The sequence below is a fragment of the Neptunomonas concharum genome (genome assembly GCF_008630635.1).
Classification (GTDB): domain Bacteria; phylum Pseudomonadota; class Gammaproteobacteria; order Pseudomonadales; family Balneatricaceae; genus Neptunomonas; species Neptunomonas concharum.
The window spans coordinates 2,070,172-2,091,067 of the sequence record NZ_CP043869.1 but is presented as its reverse complement, the minus strand read 5'-3'; the positions used below and the strand labels follow the sequence as shown (position 1 = coordinate 2,091,067).

The window sequence follows — 20,896 nt, the reverse complement described above, 5'->3', positions numbered from 1 at the left end:
TGATTAATGTGCCAGTGCGGCATCGAGCAGAGCCTGGGTGTAGGAATGTTTGGGGGCATTGAAGAGTTCCGTTGCGGCGCCTTGCTCAACGACATCACCCTGTTTCATCACTAAAACATGATGGCTGAGAGCCTTAACGACCGCTAGATCGTGGCTAATAAAAATGTAGCTGAGCTTGTGTTTGTCCTGCAATTGTTTAAGTAGCTCTACAATTTGTACTTGTACGGTTCGATCAAGTGCGGAAGTGGGTTCATCCAGAATGATGATTTCAGGTTTGAGGATGAGCGCCCTAGCAATAGCGATGCGCTGCCGTTGTCCTCCGGAAAATTCATGGGGGTAGCGGTGGCGTACGTCTGGATCAAGTCCGACCTCGGTTAATGAATCAATAATCCGCTCTTCCTGATCTGCTTTATTACCAATACCATGTACGTTTAGGCCTTCGGCAATACATTCTCCCACGGTCATTCGAGGGCTGAGACTGCCGTAGGGGTCTTGGAAAACTACTTGGAGCTGGCGACGAAGAGGTTTGATCGACTTTTGGTTTAAATCATCAATTCGCTGTTGCTTAAACGTGATAGCCCCTTCGCTTTTTATTAGTCGAAGTATAGCCAAACCCAGTGTAGTTTTACCTGAACCGGATTCGCCAACAATGCCGATGGTCTCGCCCTGTTTTAGGGTGAGATCAATATTGTTAACCGCTTTGACATAATCAACGGTTCTGCCGAATAAGCCACGCTTTATGGGGAACCAGACTTTTAGACTATGGGTTGTCAGCAAAGTTTGGGCATCTGTTTCAATAGGAGCTGGCTGTCCTGTGGGTTCAGCACTGAGCAAAGATCGCGTGTACTCTTGTTGAGGGTTGCCGAATAACGCATTCGTTGTTGCCGACTCAACAACTTTACCCTGATACATGACACAGACGCGGTGTGCATAATGTCTCACGATATTTAGATCATGAGTGATCAATAGTATTGCCATACCCAACTGTTGTTGGATCGACTGTAGTAGTTCTAAAATTTGCTTTTGAATTGTAACGTCGAGTGCGGTTGTAGGCTCATCGGCGATCAATAATTTAGGTTCATTAGCTAAGGCCATTGCGATCATAACTCGCTGCCTCTGCCCACCAGAAAGCTGGTGAGGATAGCTATCGAGTCGACTTTCGGCGTCACGAATTCCAACGAGGTTTAAGAGTTCGATAATACGCGTTTTTGCGGCATCGCCTTTCAGTTGTTTATGCAACCACAGGCTTTCGCCGATCTGCTTCTCAATGGTATGTAATGGATTAAGCGAGGTCATCGGTTCTTGGAAGATCATGCTAATCTGATCACCCCTGAGGTTCTGTAATTGCAACTCATCCATACTTAAAATATTGGCGCCCTTATAAAAGATTTCCCCAGTTGGGTGGGAAGCCTTTGGGTAGGGCAATAGTTTCATTAACGAGAGTGCTGTGACGGATTTACCAGAGCCTGATTCACCTACCAATGCTAATGTCTCGCCCTGTTTTATCGTAAAGCTGACATTTTTGACGGCATCGACCGCTTTACTTTTTTCGCCAAATCGAACGCTTAAATTATCAACTTGGATGAGTATGTCGTTCATAATTGCGTCTTCCTAGGGTCAAAGGCATCGCGTACCGCCTCCCCGATAAAAATCAGCAGAGTCAGCATGATAGAGAGTGCAAAAAAGGCAGTCATACCTAACCAAGGGGCGTGAAGGTTGTCTTTGCCTTGGGCAATCAGTTCGCCTAATGAAGCAGATCCTGGTGGTAAGCCAAAGCCAAGGAAATCTAGTGCTGTTAGCGTAACGATACCGCTATTAAAAATAAACGGCATGAACGTCAGTGTAGCGACCATCGCATTGGGCAAAATATGGCGAAACATGATTTGCCAGTTTGGCACCCCTAAAGCGCGAGCGGCTCGTACGTACTCCAGATTACGACCGCGCAAAAACTCGGCTCGAACTACATCAACTAAATTCATCCAGGAAAAGAGCAGCATGATGCCCAGTAGCCACCAAAAGTTAGGTTCGACCAGACTTGCCAGGATGATGAGTAGGAAAAGTACCGGTAAACCAGACCAGATCTCTATAAAGCGCTGGAACAGTAAGTCGACATAGCCTCCGTAGTAGCCTTGGATAGCGCCTGCGATAACGCCAATAATTGAGCTAAACAGTGTTAGTACGAGTGCAAAGAGAATGGATATACGAAAGCCATAAATCACCCGAGCAAGTACATCTCTTCCTTGGTCATCTGTGCCGAGAAGGTTATCGGCCGATGGAGGCGAGGGGGCAGGAACGGGCAAATCGTAATTGATCGTTTGGTGGTCATAGCGAATGAGGGGCCAGAGTATCCAACCTTGTCCATCCTCCTCTATTAACTCCTGTAGGTAAGGGTCTTTAAAGTCGGCAGGTGATTCAAACTCCCCACCAAAGTCTGTTTCCAGATAGGTCTTCAGTGCAGGGGAGTAGAGCTCGTCTTTGTATTCGATCAAGAGAGGTTGATCATTGGCGATCAATTCCGCACCTAGGCTTACAATAAATAGAGCAAGAAATATCCAAAGTGACCAAAAGCCGCGCTTGTTCGCTTTGAAGTTAGCTAATCGACGCTGGTTAACCGGTGACATCTTCATTAATGCTCCCGGCTTTCGAAGTCGATACGTGGGTCGACTAAAACATAGGTGATATCGCTAACCAGCTTCATCAGTAAGCCGATCAGTGTAAAGATATACAGCGTACCAAAGATTACAGGGTAGTCGCGATTGATAACGGATTCATAACCGAGCAATCCCAGCCCATCAAGGGAGAAGATCACTTCAATTAACATAGAGCCGGTAAAAAAGATGCCAATCAGTGCAGCAGGCATTCCCGCAATGATGATTAACATGGCATTACGGAATATATGACCGTGGAGTACACCGGATTCGGATAACCCTTTAGCGCGGGCTGTTAAAACGTATTGTTTGTTAATCTCGTCTAAAAATGAGTTTTTAGTGAGCATCGTTAAGGTGGCAAAACTGCTAATGACTGAGGCGACTACGGGCAAGGTAATATGCCAGAAGTAGTCTATGATTTTTCCATACCAACTCAGCTGATCAAAGTCTGAAGAAGTGAGCCCACGAAGAGGAAACCAATCAAAATAGCTACCACCAGCAAATAAAACGATGAGCATGATGGCAAAGAGAAAGTTGGGTATTGCGTAGCCAATAATGATGGCAGTGCTGCTCCATACATCAAAAGGCGTGCCGTCTCTTACGGCTTTTCTGATGCCTAATGGAATAGAGATGAGATAAGTTAATAGTGTTGTCCATAAACCCAACGAGATAGAGACGGGGAGTTTTTCCACGATCAATTCGATTACCGTCTTATCGCTGTAAAAGCTTTTACCGAAATCAAAGGTCAGGTAGTTACCCAGCATTTGTAAATAACGCTCCCACGCAGGCTTATCAAAGCCGTAGAGGGCTTCAATTTCGGCAATAAGCTTGGGATCTAAACCACGTCCACCGCGATAACCTGACTCACCATTGCTGGTTATCTCTCCACCTGAACCACTAGGAATAGCGCTGTTGCTCATGCCTTCAAGGTGCGCCAGTGTCTGCTCAACTGGTCCTCCTGGAGCGGCTTGGATAATCAGAAAGTTAATAGTCAAGATACCAATCAGTGTAGGAATGATCAGTAAAAGTCTACGAAAAATGTAGGCTGCCATCAGTGAGCAGACTCCTTCACCCACCAGGTATCAAAACCAAGATCGTAGTCGGGTCTGATTTTAGGAAAATCAAACTTATTTTTATAAGCGATCCGGTCACTACGGCTGTGGAAATGGGGGATAACATAGTGATTCCACTGGAGTACACGATCTAAGGCGCGGGTTCTTAGCACCAGTTGCTCACGGTTTGGTGCTTTGATTATTAGTTCAATCAAGGTGTCAATGGCGGGGCTTTGAATGCCAATAATGTTCCTGCTACCAGGTTTGTCCGCATTGTATGATCCCCAAAACTCTCGCTGCTCATTACCTGGTGAGGAGGATTGTCCAAAGGAGCCGACTACCATATCAAAATCAAACGCCCGTAACCGGTTAATATATTGTGAAACATCGACGACACGAATACTGACTTCTACCCCTAGGCGACTGAGGTTTTTGCTCATGGGGGCGATGATGCGCTCCATCTCTTTTTGAGCAATCAATATTTCAAATGTTAAAGGTTGCCCACTTGATTTCTGTATTAGTTTGCCATTTTTGAGTTCCCATCCGGCGGATTTCAGTAGGCGCAGCGCATCACGCAGTTCTCTACGAATATTTCCAGAGCCATCATAGGTGGGTGCTCGATAGACAGTTGTAAATACTTCGGAGGGGATTTGGTCTTTTAACGGGGTGAGTATTTCCAGCTCCTCTGCCGTCGGCAATTCTGTTGCGGCCATCTCTGAGTTTGAAAAGAAGCTGTGGGTTCGAGCATAGGCATTATAGAAAAGATTCTTGTTGGTCCACTCAAAATCAAAAGCATAACCGAGCGCTTGGCGAACTTTTGGGTCATTAAAAATGTCTCGTCGGGTATTAAAAATAAAAGCCTGCATCCCAGTCGGTCGATGATGGGGGATTTCTGTTTTAACTAATTCGCCTGAATCAAATTGAGGGCCGGTATAGCTGGTTGCCCACTGCTTAGAGGACGTTTCTTGACGAAAATCGTACTCGCCTGCTTTGAAGGCCTCTAAAGACACGGTGGTGTCGCGGTAATAGTCGTAACGCAATGTGTCAAAGTTGAAGCGGCCTTTATTAACAGGGAGGTCTCGTCCCCAATAGTCTGGGTTTCTTTTATAAGTGACTGACCGTCCCGACTCAAAACTATCGAGCGTATAGGGCCCGGACCCTATAGGTGGTGTTTGTAAAGTTGCACTAAAGTCGCGCTCTTTCCAAAAATGTTCAGGGAGAATGGGTATCTCTCCAATAATCAGTGGTAATTCACGGTTTTCGCCAGTCTTGAATTTAAATTTAACCGTCAGTTCGTCCAAGGCCTCAATGCTCTCAATATCACCTAAATAGGCTTTATAAAACGGGCTGCCTTTCTCGATCAGTGTATTGTAGGTGAAGAGGATATCGTTCGCTCTCACGGGAGTGTTATCAGAGAACTTGGCTTCAGGACGAAGGTAGTAGGTAATGCTCTCCCTTGATTCAGGCATATCGACGTTAGCTGCTAAAAGGCCATACTGTGAAAAGGGCTCATCTAGTGCTTTTTCCATTAAACTGTCGTAAATCAAGCCGAGTCCATCAGCGGGGGTGCCTTTAATAATAAAGCTATTAAAGCTATCAAACGTTCCCATGGACCAGCGTTTTACATCCCCGCCTTTGGGGGCGTCTGGATTGGTATAGTCAAAGTGGGTAAAGTTGGTTGGGTACTTTAAGTCTCCATGCATTGCTAAACCGTGTTGGGGTTCTGCAAAGGCAAGATGACTTAGGCTAAATGCAAGTAAAAGGGGTAATGTTTTTTTTAGTGAAAACAATGGCATATATGGCAATCCCGAACTCTTAACAGCGTCATTATTCTTTTTATAACAGTGACATCTTGTGAATACCACTGTTTCGGTTGGATTATTGTTCTGCTGAATAGTTCTGAGCGGCTAGGGTCAGCCTGTCGTGTAACTCTTTTCGAGGTGTTTTGTTGTCGAGCAAGCGTTGGTGCTCTTTTAATAGAAACTGGTGCTTTGTCGAATCATTGTTTGCTAAACCTTTGATTAAGTCCTGATCCATCCAGTGTCTTATGCGTTTGAACAGAATCACTTTAAACAGTACGGCTGCCGCCGTTGCGATAATAATGATGCCAATATCTAAAGCGTCCATAGATTTTGCCTCTGGAAGGCTTAGCCTTCGTCGATAAAGAGTGTCAGTTGTTGTCCCGCTTTAATCATGTTGTTACCCGAAAGATTATTCCACTCGCGAATATCTGCAACCCGAATGTTGTAGCGATCTGCAATAACCGACAAAGAGTCACCACTTTGTACGCGATAGCCAATTCGGCGCAGTGCATCAGCTTCGTCACGGGCTAAGCTGGGCAGTTCACCTATTCTTAACTGTTCTCCTATTTTAATAGGGTCTGCTGGTTGCATATTATTCCATCTGGCCAGTGTTGCTACAGCAATGCCATACTGGTTGGCGATCCGCCATAAGGTATCACCTTGTTTAACGCGGTATTGAGAGATCTCTGTTGTGGAGGCTGCTAGATTGGATGGAGCGGCTAAGTCTGTTTTGGCAAGGGAAGTTGTTTCTGGTATGAGCAACGACTTACCAACACGTAAATGGCTGGATGTCATTTCGTTGGCTTCTTGAATATCCTTTACCTTGGTTCCAAAGCGTGCCGCTAATGCGCTTAATGAGTCCCCAGTCCGCACTTTATAACGTACCCACTGAGTTGGGGAGTGAACGGGCTTTTCTAGTAAAGCCAGTTTAAAGGTTTCGGATTTTTTGGCAGGAATCAGTAAACGATGGGGCCCTGTTGGGTCAGTCATCAGCTCTAATAAGCCGGGATTAAGCAGTTCAAGTTCCGCTCTTCGCGTTTTCGCAAGTTTGGCTGCTTCAGGAATGCTGAGCTGCTGGCTGGTGGTGACTACTTTAAAATATGGCTCATTAGGAATGGCTGGCAGGTGCATGTCAAAGGCTTCGGGCGTGCGTACAAAGGAGGCCAGCGCTAATATACGAGGGACATAGAGTCGTGTTTCTTTAGGTAGTGATAAAGACCAGTAATCCGTTGGTAAGCCTGCCTCACGATTTTTCCGCATCGCTTTTGAAATCGTCCCGCCCCCAGCATTATAGGCCGCAAATGTTAGCAGCCAGTCACCGTCAAATCGTTGATTTAACTTCTCTAGGTAGTCGAGTGCGGTTTTTGTTGAGTCAATGATGTCTTTTCGACCGTCATACCATTGGCTGCGTTTGATACCTAAATATTTTGCGGTACTGGGAATAAATTGCCATATACCAACGGCATGTCCTGATGAGTAGGCATCGGGATCATACATGCTCTCCACTGCAGGCAATAGGGCAATTTCAGCAGGTAAGTCCCTTTTGAGTACTTCATTTAATACATAGTGATAATATCGGCTCGCATTTTCGGTAACTCGACGCATATGCCGCGGGTATTTTTTATACCAGTTGATCTGAATAGTGACCGCATCGTGCTGCGCTTCGTCATTCAGTGTGAAATGATCTCTCGTAATATCCCAAAGATTATTGCTGGCGGGCTGTTTAACTTTGCTAGAGGAATTTGGTGCTTGCTTGGATTCAGCTGTGGTGGCCTGAGTTTTAGGCTTTGGGACAGGGTGCGTAGTGTCAATAGTGGCAGTGTTTTCCTTTGTAGTTACTGTCTGACAGCCGGTTAATAAGGCCGAGACGAGCAAAGGTGTGAGGAGTAAACGACTGCGCATACTGTAAAGTCCTGCATCTTAAAAAGCAGGGATTTTACCAGCCCTGCTCTCCCGGTCAAATATTAGCGTTAATCAGAACTGATTCTTCCATTCTCGAATGATCGTAAAAGTATCGATTTCGTTCTCAATAGAGCGTTTTGCATGCTGTTCTGCAGCCGAAATTACATCGCTGAATTCGGTCCTCATAAAGGGATTGATGGTGCACTCTTGTCCTATAGAGGTAGGGAGGGTTGGCTGATTGTTGTCTCGCAGTTGTTGGCAGTTTAGCGTTACTTTTTGTATTTCAGTGTTATGTGGCTCTACTGCTAGTGCAAAGGCTAAATTCGCCATTGAGTACTCGTGGGTGCAATAGACCTCTGTCGATGCAGGCAGTGTTTTAAACAGCTGCATCGCGGCTAACATCTGTTTGGGTGATCCTTCAAACAGCCTGCCACAGCCTGCTAGAAAGAGCGTGTCACCACAAAAAAGCTGGTGGGTCTGAAGTTGAGATAAATAGCAGATATGGTCTAGCGTGTGTCCTGGAATCTCACGAACCAACAGATTATGCCCTAGTACCGAAATGTTATCTCCGTCGCTCAAAGGGTGAGTAATTCCATTGAAGGGGGAGTTTTTTGGTCCATATACAGGGATGTTGAAGTGCGATAACAGCTCGGCAACGCCGCCGGTGTGATCGTTATGATGATGTGTAATCAGGATCGCTTGCAGTCTACGCTTATCTCTTTCTAATACTTCAAGAACTTTTGATGCGTCGCCAGGGTCGACAACAACAACTTGCTCTTGATCTGGCGTACTGAGCATCCAGATGTAATTGTCATTGAATGCAGGTATCGGGGTGACAGTAAACATAGCAAGGCCTCATCTTTTTTGTTCAGGGGAGATTACCCTAAAGGCCTGTGACTGTTAACATGTGCCTTTGTTATTGTGTGTCTTGAAACAGGTTTTGCATGGATTTTCGTAATCAGCAATCGATCGAGTCTCTTTCGGATGAGCTACGTGCTTGGTTTTCTGAAGGTTTAGGCAGTGAGCTGCTAGAGGCTGAGCAACGCATGATTGATCGATTGCTGCCAGGTCTATATGGCTGTCATTTACTTCAGGTGGGTATTGATCCATTGCTGGATCTCACCTCGCAGAGTGATGTACCGCATAAAGTCATTCTATATCATTCGTTAATGCTGGGTATGCCTCAAAGCAGCATCGTGGCACTTAGCTCTGAGCTACCTGTAGAAACCAATAGTGTTGATGTCGTACTGCTGCACCATGCGCTAGACTACACGTCGAGCCCCCATCAAGTTTTGAGGGAGGCAGCACGGGTTTTACGCCCTGGTGGCCATCTCCTGATTATCAATTTTAATCCAGCATCACTATGGGGCGTATCCCGATTAATGACGCGTGAGCGCTTTCGGTCCATCTGGCAAAAGGCACACTTTATTAGTCATCATCGCCTGCAAGATTGGATTCATCTGTTGGAGCTGACTGAATTAAGATCAATGAGTGATTATTTTCTTCCCCCGTATGAGTCAACCAGCTGGAGAAAGCGCTTCTCTATCTTGCAGCCTTTTGGTCGAAAGTCTCTTCCGGGAGCAGGTGCCTTTAATGCGATCTTAGTGCGTAAAGAGGTGGGCGGCATGACCCGTATTCAAGAGAAGCGAAGGTCAAGACAGTTTATTCGTTTACCGGTAGCAGAACCGGCTGCCCGAGGACATGCCCGTGAAACCCGTTGAAATCTTTACAGATGGTGCCTGCAAAGGTAACCCAGGCCCAGGTGGGTGGGGAGCATTGATGCGCTATGGTGATACACAAAAGGAATTATGGGGTGGTGAGGCGGAAACAACGAATAATCGTATGGAGCTGATGGCAGCGATCAAAGGGTTGGAAGCGCTCAAACGCTCCTGTGATGTTGTGTTAACGACCGATTCCCAATATGTAAGAAAAGGTATTACCGAGTGGATTCATGGGTGGCGTAAAAACGGCTGGAAAACGGCTGCTAAACAGCCAGTGAAGAATGCAGATTTGTGGCAGCAGCTCGACCATTTAACGGCCCAGCATAATGTTGAGTGGCGTTGGGTAAAAGGTCATAGTGGACATGCGGAAAACGAGCTGGCCGATGCGCTCGCAAACCGTGGTGTTGAAGACGTATTGAAGTAAAACTGAGAAAAGCAATGAGACAGATAATCCTAGATACTGAAACCACAGGTCTGGAATGGAAAGATGGTCATAACATTATTGAGATTGGTTGTGTGGAGATGGAGCGTCGTCGGCTCACCGGACAAACCTATCATCAATATATAAAGCCCGATCGTTTGATTGATGAAGAGGCGATCTCTGTCCATGGGATTACCAATGAAGCACTGGAGAATGAGCCGAAATTTAAAGAGGTGGCGGACGCGTTTCTTGATTTTGTCCGCGGCGCCGAGCTGATTATTCATAATGCCGCGTTTGATATAGGGTTCTTGGATGCGGAATTGAGTCGCAATGGCTATGACGTGCGCATGCGTGACATATGCACAGTGACCGACTCGCTGTTGTTAGCTCGAAGAAAACACCCAGGCCAAAAAAACAATCTAGATGCGCTCTGTAAGCGCTATGGCATCGATAACTCCCACCGAGAACTACACGGCGCTTTGCTTGACTCCGAGATTCTGGCGGATGTTTATCTGGCTTTAACGGGTGGTCAAACCACTTTGATGCTGGGTGAGCATGATGAGGCAGAACAAAATGGAGAGGCAACCTTTAAGCGTGTTGGGGAAGAGGCGCTCGCTTTGAAAGTGCTAAGCGCAACACCAGAAGAAATATCTAGCCATGAGCAATTTCTGGACCTCTTGGATAAGAAATCTGGCGGCAGTTGCTTATGGAGATCGCAAGAGATGAGTGAAGCAGACTAGCGCTGTATTGATCAGGTTACAGAGCAGCCGATGTTCACTGGAAAGCCGTTTTTTAGTTTTAGGATAGTAATGTGACTAAGTTTCGACCTTGTATAGATTTGCACCAAGGGCAGGTAAAACAAATTGTGGGCGGTAGCCTGAATGAACAAGGTGCAACGACTAACTTCGTTAGTGCCCATGACGCGGCTTATTACGCAAATATTTATCGAGAACAGGGGTTAACAGGAGGGCACGTAATAGCGCTTGGCCCTGGGAATCAAGAACAAGCACTTTTGGCGCTAAAAACGTGGCCGGGTGGTTTGCAGTTTGGTGGTGGCGTCAACCATGAAAATGCATCGGCCTTTTTGGAGGCGGGTGCTTCTCATGTCATTGTTACGTCTTATTTGTTTGATGGTGGGCGCTTTTCCTTTGAAAAATTAGAGTCGATTAAAAAGGAAACGAGTGCTGAACGATTAGTACTGGATTTGAGCTGTCGCCGAACAGATAAAGGCTGGCAAATAGCCACGGATCGCTGGCAAACGATTACTGATACGGTGATTAACCAAGCGACGTTAAATGAGTTGGAACATCACTGTGCGGAGTTTTTAATTCATGCAGCCGATGTTGAAGGGCTGCAGGCAGGGATCGATCAAGAGCTGGTGGCGTTGCTGGGTGAGATCTGTACGATACCTGTCACGTATGCGGGCGGTGCTCGATGTCTTGATGATTTGAAGCTGGTTAATCAGTTATCTGCGGGCAAAGTCGATTTAACTATCGGTAGTGCACTGGATATTTTTGGTGGCGAGGGGGTGACCCTCAAAGAGTGCATCCACTGGAATCAGCGTTAAGTAGCCTATTCAGGTATCAATTGATTCTTCTGTAATACTCGATAGATTTTCCAGCTGGTTTTTGCCAGCCGGTTAATATCGCCCAGTTTAGGGAGCTCGCCTGCGTCAAGGCGTTGCTCCCAGTCCACAAGTTCCATATCAAGGTAGTCTATCAGCTTTTTTGAGCAGCCATTGCAGATTCCAGAGCAGAGATCGCTAACGGGCATACTAAAAGGAATGCTGTCTCTAACTTGCTCAATCAACTGATGCATAGCGGTGGAAGTATCTGGCTTCATAAGCGATTTGTATCCCGAACAATCAGTGCTTGCCGACATTTTAGTGGTTGGTTCTGTAATCTCCTTGATATAAAGCAGTTTTTCTATCTATTCCTTATGGGAATTAAAACTATAAAAATTATGAATTTGTATAATTTAATTTGGCTTATTACTATAGCGCTATAACAAAGTGACGTAGTTAGCGTCATGTCGATAGATAAGACAGGAGCAGGCACGATGGCTGGTAAAACTTTATACGACAAATTGTGGGATCAGCACTTGGTTCGCCAGAATGAAGATGGTAGTGCATTAATTTATATCGACCGTCAGATTCTTCACGAAGTAACTTCACCGCAGGCTTTTGAAGGGCTCCGTTTGACCGGCCGTAAGCCGTGGCGTATCGATGCGAATCTGGCGACGCCAGATCATAACGTACCGACGACAGAGCGTTCTGGTGGTGTTGATCAGATTGTTGATCCGGTTTCGCGTATTCAGGTTAAAACCCTTGACGAAAACTGTGATGATTTTGGCATCGTTGAATTTAAAATGAATGATACTCGTCAAGGTATCGTTCATGTGGTTGGCCCAGAACAAGGTATGACCCTACCTGGTTCTACGGTGGTTTGTGGGGATTCCCATACCTCTACGCACGGTGCTTTTGGTGCATTAGCTCATGGTATCGGCACGTCAGAAGTTGAGCATGTTTTAGCTACGCAGTGTTTGATCGCTAAAAAAATGAAAAACATGTTGGTCCGGGTTGATGGTGAGCTGGGCGAGGGTGTCACCGCTAAAGATGTGGTGCTGCATATAATCGGCGTAATTGGTACAGCGGGTGGCACAGGCTATGCCATTGAGTTTGGCGGTACGGCAATGTCGAGTATCTCCATGGAAGGCCGTATGACCATCTGTAACATGGCGATTGAAGCAGGTGCGCGTGTGGGTTTAGTAGCGGTTGATCAGGCAACCATTGACTACTTTAAAGGACGTCCTTTCTCGCCAACAGATGATCAATGGGAAGCGGCTGTTGCTAATTGGAAAACGCTGGTTTCTGATGCGGATGCGCAGTTCGATAAAGTAGTTGAAATAAAAGCGGAAGATATTATTCCGCAGGTTACTTGGGGAACCTCGCCAGAGATGGTTGTCGATGTCTTGGCGACTGTACCTAACCCAGAGAAAGAGTCGGACCCTGTTAAAGCAGACGGTATTCGTCGTGCCTTGCAATATATGGGGTTGAAGGCTGATCAAAAAATCACAGATATCCAGTTAGATCGTGTATTTATTGGGTCTTGCACCAACTCTCGAATAGAAGATATGCGAGCTGCCGCGGCGGTTGTTAAGGGGCGTAAAGTAGCGTCGACTATAAAACAGGCGTTGGTTGTTCCAGGTTCTGGTTTGGTAAAAGCTCAGGCCGAAGCTGAAGGATTGGACAAAATCTTTATCGAAGCGGGCCTTGAGTGGCGAGAGCCAGGTTGCTCGATGTGCTTGGCGATGAATCCAGATAAATTGGGGAATGGCGAACATTGCGCATCGACCAGTAATCGCAACTTTGAAGGCCGTCAGGGGTTCGGAGGGCGTACACATTTAGTGAGCCCTGCTATGGCCGCAGCTGCTGCGGTGACAGGCCACTTCGTTGATGTACGTGAATTAATGGCTAACTAAAGGGTGTAGCAAAGATGAAAAAGTTTACACAGTTAACCGGTATCGCTGCGCCGTTAGATCGTGCCAATGTTGATACGGATATGATTATTCCTAAACAGTTTTTGAAGTCTATCAAACGTTCGGGATTTGGTCCTAACTTGTTTGATGAGCTGCGGTATTTAGATGAAGGGCAGCCGGATCAGGATTGTACGGGTCGTCCTTTAAATGAGTCCTTCGTGCTTAATCAGTCTCGCTATAAAGGCACAAAAATTTTGCTTGCCCGTGAGAATTTTGGCTGTGGCTCCAGTCGTGAACATGCACCATGGGCGTTGGATGATTTTGGTATTCGTTGTGTTATAGCGCCGAGCTTTGCAGATATCTTCTACAATAACTGCTTTAAAAATGGTTTGCTTCCGATTGTGTTGACGGAGCCCCAAGTGGATCAGTTGTTTAACGAAGTAGAGTCTGAGGAAGGCTACCTGCTGACCGTTGACCTAGAGCGCCAAGTGGTCATCACTCCAAAAGGTAATGAGATGACTTTTGAAGTGGATAATTTTCGCAGGCATTGCTTGCTAAATGGTTTGGATGATATTGGATTAACGCTGCAGCAGGCTGATGAGATTAAGGCTTACGAGGCACGCCGTCGCCAGGAAACTCCATGGTTGTTCGACGCTATTAAATAACGGCAGTTTTGAATTAAGGTGATAGAAAATGAGTAAAAATGTTCTGATTCTGCCGGGTGACGGCATCGGTCCTGAAATCGTAACCCAAGCACGTCGCGTGCTGGAGTTGGTGAATGAGCAGGATAGTTTAGGTCTTGAGTTCTCTGAGGCTCTGGTGGGTGGTGCAGCGATAGACGCTGAGGGCGTCCCTTTGCCAGAAACAACACTTGAAGCGGCAAAAGCGGCGGATGCTATTCTGCTTGGCGCGGTAGGCGGTCCTAAATGGGATACAAATCCTGATTTTCAGATCCGTCCTGAGAAAGGTTTATTGGGTATTCGCTCTAATCTTGGGTTGTTTGGTAACTTACGCCCTGCCATTTTGTACCCGCAGCTGGCACATGCATCAACGCTAAAACCTGAGGTTGTTTCGGGGTTGGATATCCTTATCGTGCGTGAATTGACGGGTGGTATCTACTTCGGCCAGCCTCGTGGAGTACGTGTAAAAGAGGGTGGTATTCGTGAAGGTTATAACACCTATGTTTACGATGAAAACGAGATTCGCCGTATTGGCCGTGTCGCTTTTGAAGCTGCTAGAGCACGTAATAAAAAGTTGTGCTCTGTCGATAAGGCCAATGTGCTAGAAGTAACCGTGTTGTGGCGGGAGGTCATGGAGGAGGTTGCTAAAGATTACCCTGATGTTGAGCTGAGCCATATGTATGTAGATAACGCAGCGATGCAGTTAGTGCGTGCACCTAAGCAGTTTGACGTTATGGTAACAGGTAACATGTTTGGTGATATCTTATCTGATGCGGCGGCTATGCTGACAGGTTCTATCGGTATGCTGCCTTCGGCATCGCTGGACGTTAACGGTAAAGGCATGTATGAGCCTTGCCATGGCTCAGCACCGGATATTGCTGGTCAGGGTAAGGCGAATCCACTGGCGACAATTCTCTCGGCAGCGATGATGCTACGTTATTCGCTCGATTCTGGTGCCACGGCAGATCGTATCGAGGCGGCGGTAAGTCAGGTCTTGGATCAGAACTTGCGTACCGCTGATATTATGTCCGAAGGGATGGCGCAGGTTAGTACATCAGAGATGGGCGATGCCGTTGTGGCTGCGCTGAAAGGCTGATTTAAGTCTGTTTAAAAAGCGTGCATAATGGTAACTGGGTCGGCCTTTATTAAGGTCGGCTTTTCTGTATATGACACACTAAGTTATTTTTTATATTGGGGATACCAATGAAACGTGTAGGTTTTGTCGGTTGGCGCGGAATGGTTGGTTCTGTGCTGATGCAACGCATGATGGAAGAGCGGGATTTTGATCACATCGAAGAGCCTGTCTTCTTTACCACTTCTCAGGTTGGCGAAGCGGGTCCAAATATTGGTAAGGACATTCCTCCATTGAAAGATGCTCTGAATATTGATGAGCTGAAGACGATGGACGCTATTATTTCCTGTCAAGGTGGTGACTACACGAAAGAGGTATTCTCGAAGCTCCGCGAATCCGGCTGGAACGGTTATTGGATTGATGCAGCCTCTTCTTTGCGAATGGCTGACGATAGCATCATTATTCTTGATCCTGTTAACCGCCATGTTATCGATAAAGGATTGGCATCCGGTGTTAAAAACTTTATCGGTGGCAACTGCACAGTATCGTTAATGTTGATGGGACTAGGGGGGCTGTTTAAGGCGGGCCATATCGAATGGTTGACCTCTATGACTTATCAGGCGGCTTCTGGTGGCGGTGCTCGCCATATGCGTGAATTGATCAGCCAAATGGGCATCATTCATAATTCGGTGTCTGATCAACTAGATGTCAATGGTGCTATCTTAGATATCGACAAGCAGGTCGCTGCTACGATTCGCAGTAGCGATATGCCAGTGGATAACTTTGGTGTGCCTTTGGCGGGTAGTTTGATTCCTTGGATCGATGTTGCGCTGGATAACGGCCAAAGTAAAGAAGAGTGGAAGGGTTTTGTTGAAACCAACAAAATACTAGGACGCTCAGATAGCCCTGTACCTATCGATGGTACCTGTGTGCGTATTGGTGCGATGCGCTGCCATAGTCAGGCATTCACTATCAAGCTGAAGCAGAATATTCCAATGGATGAAATTGAATCCATGATCGCAGAAGCGAATGATTGGGTTAAGGTCATTCCAAATCAGCGTGACATAACCGCCGCTGAATTAACGCCTGCGAAAGTGACAGGCACGTTGAGTGTACCTGTTGGGCGTCTACGTAAAATGAATCTGGGCAGCCAGTATCTGAATGCGTTCAGTGTGGGCGATCAGTTGTTGTGGGGCGCTGCTGAGCCGCTACGACGCATGCTTCGGATTCTTATTGAAGAAGCTTAATTCGCTTTTTTAATTGTCTTTTTATAGCCCGACATTGCTCGGGCTGTTTTGTTTTGGGATGGTAATGGACAGAGTAGTTAATGTAGCGATTGTTGGGGCTACCGGTTTGGTTGGTGAAGCGATACTCAACTTCATCGCGAGTCGAGCATTTCCCGTGGGTGAATTGCATCTGCTTGCCAGCGAGCGTAGTGCTGGTAATTCGATGGAGTTTTCTGATCGACACCTTAAAGTGCGCGTTTTAAGAGATTTTGACTTCAGTGCAGTAGATGTTGCCTTCTTTGCGGTGGATGCGGACGTATCGCTTGAATTCGCACCCATAGCGGCGGACGCAGGGTGCTTGGTGATAGACTGCTCTTCTGCATTTCGTTTAGAGCCGGATGTGCCGCTTGTGGTTCCAGAGGTAAACCCTGAGTCAATCGCCGACTATGGTATGCGCAATATGATTAGCTGCCCGGGTAGCCAAGTGATACAGGTGTTAACGGCGCTGGCTCCGATTCATAATGAAGTAGGTCTTGATCGGGTAAGCTTATCTACCTATCAGCCTGTATCGGGCGTAGGAAAGCAGGGTGTTGAGGCGTTGGCTAAGCAAACGGCGAACTTACTCAATGCGCGAGAAATTGATCCACAATGTTTTACTAAACAAATAGCTTTCAATGTAATTCCTAAAATGGGAGATGTACTGGAAAATGGTTACACTCTGGAGGAGATGAGAATTCAGTGGGAAATTCAAAAGGTTTTACAGGACGATGCCGTTTCGGTTGATGCTACTTGTGTTACCGTACCTGTGTTTTTTGGGACGAGTGTGTCACTTTGTGCTGAAACGAAAGCGTATATCAGCGCTGACGAAACCAAAAGCTTATTAGCACAAGCCGAAGGTATTGATCTGCTAAATGATTCGGGTGAATCAGATTTTGCTACGCCGGTTACTGAAGCTGCGGGTCAGGATGCTGTTTTTGTGAGTCGTATTCGAGAAGATTTAGGTGAGCGGCAGGCGATATCTTTGTGGTTATCTACTGATAATATCCGCAAAGGGGCAGCTTTAAATGCTGTTCAGGTGGCAGAGATCGCTCTGAAAAACTATATTTAAACGCAAAAATTAATAAAATTATGACTTAATATGCTATCTGTTGGTTCAGTTTCTTGACCCGCTGGTACTTTATACATAATACTTTGAGCATAATTCAGACCGGCAACTTGCTGATTATGCAAGAAATAATCAGCAAGTAACTTAAGGAAAATAAAATGCTGCGCAAACTTGCTTTAAGTCTGGCTGTTGCAGGTGCACTTGTATCTACTCAGGCTAACGCGTTGGGGCTTGGTGATATTCGTATTAAATCGGCTTTAAATGAACCGTTGAATGCAGAGATTCAGCTGCTTCAGGTTCGTGATTTAAACCCGTTGCAGATAAAACCAAGGATGGCCGACCAAGATGAATTCGCACTGGCTGGCGTTAGTCAGCAGCGAGCCTTGTCCGATGTTCGTTTTCAGGTCAAGGTAAATCCAAACGGTACGGGCGTTATTATGTTAACGTCAAGAAGGCCCATCAAAGAGCCTTTCATGAACTTTTTGGTTGAGGTTAATTGGCCTAGCGGTCGATTGGTAAGAGAGTACACTGTACTGCTTGATCCTCCCGTTTTTGATCCAACACCCACCCAGAGGGTTGTGCAGCCTGCTCAAACGAGATCGGCAGAAGTGACGCCGAGCGTTAAGGCAGCCCCTGCATCTGTCGAGCCCGCTACATCCAATGTTCGTAGCCGCACCGATAAAAAAACGCAAACCTATGTTGATGTGAAGGATACGCTATGGGAAATTGCCATACGCTATCGGGCTGCACCGGATATCTCTTCCTATCAGATGATGGTTGCGTTACAGAAGAAAAACCCCCACGCATTTCCCGATGGTAATATTAATAACCTAAAAGCGGGTGTGACCATTGATCTTCCTACTGAAGCTGAAGCGCGAGCCGTGACATCTGAGCAAGCGGCTGCTGAAGTTAGACGGCAAACCGGTTTATGGAAACAAAAAGGTAAGGTTGCTACATCTAAAGCCCCTGTTGATGGAAGTAAAAAAAGTTTAAAGAGTGAAGCCGCAGATTCTAATGTAGCCGAAGAAGCTGACAATGGGCAATTGAAGGTTGTCACGCCGCCTGAAGCAGCACCAGCGGATGATGCGGCACTCAATGACCAAACAAAACAAACAGACTCTGAATTAGATGAAAAACAAGCACTCATTAATAAAAATGAAGAGCTTGAAAACAAACTTGCGGTCTCTATGGAGTCTATTGACCGGCTTGAGAGAGATAATAATGATCTTTCTGAAAAAATGGATGCAATTCAGCAGCAGCTGGACTCGCTCCAACGGTTAATCGAGCTGAAAGATCAGCAAATGGCCGCGTTACAAACGGAGCTCACTAAAAAGGCCGAGATGGCTTCTACTCCACCCGCAGCGCCAGAAAAAAGCTTGATAGATAAAATCATGCAAACGCCAGAATATTTGGCGGGCCTTGGCGCTGGTTTGATCGCTGTTTTGGCTGGTATTTGGTTAATTATTCGCCGTAAAAAGCAGCAGGAGGAAGCGGCTGAAGAAGCGGAGTTTATGGCTTCTGCAATTGCTGATCCAGACATAGAAGATATGGCGGACCAGATATCACTTGATGACTCTCCTTTGGATGAGTTGGACTCTATGTCTGATGAACTCGCTATTGCTGCTGCAGAAGAAGCTGCTAGCGATGTGGCTGACGAGCTTCAGATGAGCGAGTTGGACGATTTGGATGACTTAAATCTCGATATGGATCTGGATCTAGATGAGTCGTTTGAAGATGAGCTGGATGCATTGGCAGTCGACGATATGGCTCAGGATGCTCCAGAAGAAAACAATGCCCTAGATATAGATGATGAAGACCTGCTGGGAAGTATTCTAGAGGAGCAGGACGAGGTTGTTGCGGATGAAGAATTCGACCTAGGCGTCGATGATATAGAGGACGAGCTGGCTGCTTTGGATCAGGATGATAACCTGATGGCGGATTTGGATGAAGAGTTGGCCATGCAGGATGAACCAGCTGATTTGGATATTGACAGCTCTCTTGATGATTTACTCACTGCGGACTCTGCAGAGGAAGAGTTTATCGAGCAGTCTCGTCAGCGTAATGAACGTTCCGGCATGGGGTCGGTTGAGCCACTAACTGAAATTGACGAAACGGAAGATACGTTAGAGTCGTTAGGTTTAGATAGCTTGATGGCAGAGAGTTCAGAAACGCCTGAAAATGAAGAAGAGCTGGAGTTTGAGCTTTCAGATACAGAGCCTGCAGATGTTGAAGCGCAATTAGCAGAGATTGATGCAGAACTCGAAAGCTTAGAGTTTGATTCAGCAGATTTAACCAATGCCGAAGAGTCTGATGATTTTGAAATGGATCTGATGGCTGATCTTGACTCCATTCTGGATGACACTGAAGAGGCTCAAGAGCAGGAGCCTGAAGTAGACTTAGGTGCTGATCTGGACTTTGAATTGACTGATGAGGCTGACCTATCCAGCGAGTTGGATGCGCCTGAGCTTTCAGAGGTAGATTCTTTGGATGCTGAGGTTGCCCCTGTTGAGTCTGCTAATGATTTAGACTTGGCAGGAATTGAGCTGGATGATACCGAAGACTCGTTACCTAAAACGCCTAGTGACGCTGAAGTGACAGAGGAGTTAACCTCCAATATAGAGCATGATCTGGATGCAGAGTTAGACGGGGAGCTGGAAGCGTTGCTTAACAGTACTGATAACGATATTGCTTTGGAAGAAACGGTGTTGGAAGATGAACCAGTGCTAGATTCTTTGGGGCTTTTAGATGGTGCTGATGAAGTTGAAACTAAGTTGGATTTAGCTCGTGCATACATCGATATGGATGATGCCGAAGGCGCTAAAGATATCCTGCAAGAGATTCTTCAGGAAGGTAACGAAGCCCAGAAAGCAGAAGCTACGGGTCTAATGGAGGGATTGGCTTGACGGAAGTACCAGTCAAACCAAGTGATACACAAGGGGCGATTTTTATCGCCCCTTATCGTTATGCACTGTGTATAGAGTATGCCGGGAGTAGCTACAAAGGCTGGCAAAAACAAAAAGCAGACGAAGTGCCGACTATTCAGGGATATGTAGAGAAGGCTTTGTCGATTGTAGCAAATGAAACGGTTTCGGTTGTGTGTGCTGGTCGAACGGATGCCGGCGTAAATGGCACTTACCAAGTTATTCACTTTGACACCTATGCTAAACGGGAACCCCGTGCATGGGTTATGGGTACTAATACCCACTTGCCATCCGATATAGCAGTGCGATGGGCGAAACCCGTTGACGATTCGTTTCATGCGCGATTTAGTGCGCTTGAGCGTCGATATCGGTATTTAATTTATAGTCAGGAAGTTATGCCGGCTCTTTTGTCTAAGGGAGTTACATGGACGTATAAAACGTTAGATGTTGAACGAATGCGTTCCGCAGGTGCTTACTTGGTGGGAGAGCATGATTTCACTTCCTACCGTGCTGTAGGCTGCCAGGCAAAAAGTCCGGTGAGAACTATCCGGTCTTTAGAGGTTTATACTTCTGGCGATCTTATAGTCATCGATGTGACGGCAAATGCCTTTTTGCATCACATGGTCAGAAATATAGCGGGTGTTTTAATGACGGTTGGGGCGGGTGAGGCAGAACCTGAGTGGGCAAAAGCTGTGCTAGATGCAAAAGATCGAGCAAAAGGAGGGGTGACGGCGCCACCGTTTGGACTGTATTTCGTTGATGTAAAATATCCTGAAAAGTTTGAATTGCCTAAATCGACGTTGGGGCCCTATTTCTTAAATATATCCAACTAACGTTGTGGCATGAGTTCTGTTAGAATCCTGCCTTTA

At 46.3% G+C, this 20,896-nt stretch carries 19 protein-coding genes; 11 read left to right on the top strand and 8 right to left on the bottom strand.

What is annotated here, in order from left to right; all coding sequences use genetic code 11:
- Positions 1-3: 3 nt before the first annotated feature.
- From F0U83_RS09765 to gloB, 7 genes are all read right to left on the bottom strand, one after another.
- Positions 4-1,599, bottom strand: a complete 1,596-nt coding sequence (locus tag F0U83_RS09765; RefSeq protein ID WP_138987705.1) for an ABC transporter ATP-binding protein — start codon at positions 1,597-1,599, stop codon at positions 4-6.
- Positions 1,596-2,627 (bottom strand): ABC transporter permease, encoded by a 1,032-nt coding sequence (locus tag F0U83_RS09760; RefSeq protein ID WP_138987706.1) that lies wholly within the window; start codon positions 2,625-2,627, stop codon positions 1,596-1,598. The genes F0U83_RS09765 and F0U83_RS09760 overlap by 4 nt, the downstream gene beginning before the upstream one ends.
- Positions 2,627-3,700, bottom strand: a complete 1,074-nt coding sequence (locus F0U83_RS09755) for a microcin C ABC transporter permease YejB (protein WP_138987707.1) — start codon at positions 3,698-3,700, stop codon at positions 2,627-2,629. Before F0U83_RS09755 ends, F0U83_RS09760 begins: the two co-directional genes overlap by 1 nt.
- On the bottom strand, positions 3,700-5,496 hold the full coding sequence (locus F0U83_RS09750) for an extracellular solute-binding protein (RefSeq protein ID WP_138987708.1): 1,797 nt from the start codon (positions 5,494-5,496) through the stop codon (positions 3,700-3,702). The genes F0U83_RS09755 and F0U83_RS09750 overlap by 1 nt, the downstream gene beginning before the upstream one ends.
- 82 nt (positions 5,497-5,578) lie before the next feature.
- Positions 5,579-5,827: a hypothetical protein gene (locus F0U83_RS09745; RefSeq protein ID WP_138987709.1), complete on the bottom strand. Its 249-nt coding sequence runs from the start codon at positions 5,825-5,827 to the stop codon at positions 5,579-5,581.
- Between the two features lie 20 nt (positions 5,828-5,847).
- Positions 5,848-7,404 carry a lytic transglycosylase gene (locus F0U83_RS09740; protein ID WP_138987710.1) on the bottom strand — a complete coding sequence of 519 codons (1,557 nt, stop codon included), beginning with the start codon at positions 7,402-7,404 and terminating at the stop codon, positions 5,848-5,850.
- A 72-nt stretch (positions 7,405-7,476) separates the two neighbouring features.
- The gene (gene gloB, locus F0U83_RS09735; protein WP_138987711.1) at positions 7,477-8,250 is read right to left on the bottom strand and encodes a hydroxyacylglutathione hydrolase; all 774 of its coding nucleotides are present in this window, start codon (positions 8,248-8,250) and stop codon (positions 7,477-7,479) included.
- A 98-nt stretch (positions 8,251-8,348) separates the two neighbouring features.
- Here gloB and F0U83_RS09730 point away from each other — a divergent pair, with 98 nt between their 5' ends.
- The 4 genes from F0U83_RS09730 (at position 8,349) to hisA (ending at position 11,113) form a co-directional block, all read left to right on the top strand.
- Positions 8,349-9,125: a class I SAM-dependent methyltransferase gene (locus F0U83_RS09730; protein WP_138987712.1), complete on the top strand. Its 777-nt coding sequence runs from the start codon at positions 8,349-8,351 to the stop codon at positions 9,123-9,125.
- Positions 9,112-9,549 (top strand): ribonuclease HI, encoded by a 438-nt coding sequence (rnhA, locus tag F0U83_RS09725; RefSeq protein ID WP_246077758.1) that lies wholly within the window; start codon positions 9,112-9,114, stop codon positions 9,547-9,549. Before F0U83_RS09730 ends, rnhA begins: the two co-directional genes overlap by 14 nt.
- A 14-nt stretch (positions 9,550-9,563) precedes the next feature.
- Complete coding sequence (dnaQ, locus tag F0U83_RS09720; RefSeq protein ID WP_138987714.1) at positions 9,564-10,286, top strand: DNA polymerase III subunit epsilon; 723 nt, start codon at positions 9,564-9,566, stop codon at positions 10,284-10,286.
- A gap of 71 nt (positions 10,287-10,357) precedes the next feature.
- Positions 10,358-11,113 (top strand): phosphoribosylformimino-5-aminoimidazole carboxamide ribotide isomerase, encoded by a 756-nt coding sequence (gene hisA, locus F0U83_RS09715; RefSeq protein WP_138987715.1) that lies wholly within the window; start codon positions 10,358-10,360, stop codon positions 11,111-11,113.
- A gap of 5 nt (positions 11,114-11,118) precedes the next feature.
- Here hisA and F0U83_RS09710 read toward each other — a convergent pair whose 3' ends face one another.
- On the bottom strand, positions 11,119-11,388 hold the full coding sequence (locus tag F0U83_RS09710; protein WP_138987716.1) for a hypothetical protein: 270 nt from the start codon (positions 11,386-11,388) through the stop codon (positions 11,119-11,121).
- Positions 11,389-11,604: 216 nt separating this feature from the next.
- Here F0U83_RS09710 and leuC point away from each other — a divergent pair, with 216 nt between their 5' ends.
- From leuC to truA, 7 genes are all read left to right on the top strand, one after another.
- On the top strand, positions 11,605-13,026 hold the full coding sequence (gene leuC / locus F0U83_RS09705) for a 3-isopropylmalate dehydratase large subunit (RefSeq protein WP_138987717.1): 1,422 nt from the start codon (positions 11,605-11,607) through the stop codon (positions 13,024-13,026).
- Positions 13,027-13,040: 14 nt separating this feature from the next.
- Positions 13,041-13,688, top strand: a complete 648-nt coding sequence (gene leuD / locus F0U83_RS09700) for a 3-isopropylmalate dehydratase small subunit (protein WP_138987718.1) — start codon at positions 13,041-13,043, stop codon at positions 13,686-13,688.
- Between the two features lie 28 nt (positions 13,689-13,716).
- Positions 13,717-14,799, top strand: a complete 1,083-nt coding sequence (gene leuB / locus F0U83_RS09695) for a 3-isopropylmalate dehydrogenase (protein WP_138987719.1) — start codon at positions 13,717-13,719, stop codon at positions 14,797-14,799.
- Between the two features lie 107 nt (positions 14,800-14,906).
- Positions 14,907-16,022, top strand: coding sequence for an aspartate-semialdehyde dehydrogenase (gene asd / locus F0U83_RS09690; protein ID WP_138987720.1), 1,116 nt, complete (start codon positions 14,907-14,909; stop codon positions 16,020-16,022).
- Between the two features lie 64 nt (positions 16,023-16,086).
- A complete protein-coding gene (locus tag F0U83_RS09685) occupies positions 16,087-17,109 on the top strand; it encodes an aspartate-semialdehyde dehydrogenase (protein ID WP_138987721.1) in 1,023 nt (340 codons plus the stop codon).
- 155 nt (positions 17,110-17,264) lie between these two features.
- A complete protein-coding gene (locus F0U83_RS09680) occupies positions 17,265-20,009 on the top strand; it encodes a FimV/HubP family polar landmark protein (RefSeq protein WP_138987722.1) in 2,745 nt (914 codons plus the stop codon).
- Complete coding sequence (gene truA / locus F0U83_RS09675) at positions 20,006-20,860, top strand: tRNA pseudouridine(38-40) synthase TruA (RefSeq protein ID WP_138987723.1); 855 nt, start codon at positions 20,006-20,008, stop codon at positions 20,858-20,860. Before F0U83_RS09680 ends, truA begins: the two co-directional genes overlap by 4 nt.
- Positions 20,861-20,896 lie beyond the last annotated feature (36 nt).

What these genes read in the sequence shown, in the direction of transcription:
- F0U83_RS09710 (WP_138987716.1), bottom strand. Translation starts at nt 11,388, where the DNA reads ATGAAGCCAGATACTTCCACCGCTATGCATCAGTTGATTGAGCAAGTT.
- leuD (WP_138987718.1), top strand. Translation starts at nt 13,041, where the DNA reads ATGAAAAAGTTTACACAGTTAACCGGTATCGCTGCGCCGTTAGATCGT.
- leuC (WP_138987717.1), top strand. Translation starts at nt 11,605, where the DNA reads ATGGCTGGTAAAACTTTATACGACAAATTGTGGGATCAGCACTTGGTT.
- F0U83_RS09745 (WP_138987709.1), bottom strand. Translation starts at nt 5,827, where the DNA reads ATGGACGCTTTAGATATTGGCATCATTATTATCGCAACGGCGGCAGCC.
- F0U83_RS09685 (WP_138987721.1), top strand. Translation starts at nt 16,087, where the DNA reads ATGGACAGAGTAGTTAATGTAGCGATTGTTGGGGCTACCGGTTTGGTT.
- F0U83_RS09730 (WP_138987712.1), top strand. Translation starts at nt 8,349, where the DNA reads ATGGATTTTCGTAATCAGCAATCGATCGAGTCTCTTTCGGATGAGCTA.
- F0U83_RS09760 (WP_138987706.1), bottom strand. Translation starts at nt 2,627, where the DNA reads ATGAAGATGTCACCGGTTAACCAGCGTCGATTAGCTAACTTCAAAGCG.
- gloB (WP_138987711.1), bottom strand. Translation starts at nt 8,250, where the DNA reads ATGTTTACTGTCACCCCGATACCTGCATTCAATGACAATTACATCTGG.
- F0U83_RS09740 (WP_138987710.1), bottom strand. Translation starts at nt 7,404, where the DNA reads ATGCGCAGTCGTTTACTCCTCACACCTTTGCTCGTCTCGGCCTTATTA.
- F0U83_RS09750 (WP_138987708.1), bottom strand. Translation starts at nt 5,496, where the DNA reads ATGCCATTGTTTTCACTAAAAAAAACATTACCCCTTTTACTTGCATTT.
- leuB (WP_138987719.1), top strand. Translation starts at nt 13,717, where the DNA reads ATGAGTAAAAATGTTCTGATTCTGCCGGGTGACGGCATCGGTCCTGAA.
- F0U83_RS09680 (WP_138987722.1), top strand. Translation starts at nt 17,265, where the DNA reads ATGCTGCGCAAACTTGCTTTAAGTCTGGCTGTTGCAGGTGCACTTGTA.
- dnaQ (WP_138987714.1), top strand. Translation starts at nt 9,564, where the DNA reads ATGAGACAGATAATCCTAGATACTGAAACCACAGGTCTGGAATGGAAA.
- F0U83_RS09755 (WP_138987707.1), bottom strand. Translation starts at nt 3,700, where the DNA reads ATGGCAGCCTACATTTTTCGTAGACTTTTACTGATCATTCCTACACTG.
- F0U83_RS09765 (WP_138987705.1), bottom strand. Translation starts at nt 1,599, where the DNA reads ATGAACGACATACTCATCCAAGTTGATAATTTAAGCGTTCGATTTGGC.
- asd (WP_138987720.1), top strand. Translation starts at nt 14,907, where the DNA reads ATGAAACGTGTAGGTTTTGTCGGTTGGCGCGGAATGGTTGGTTCTGTG.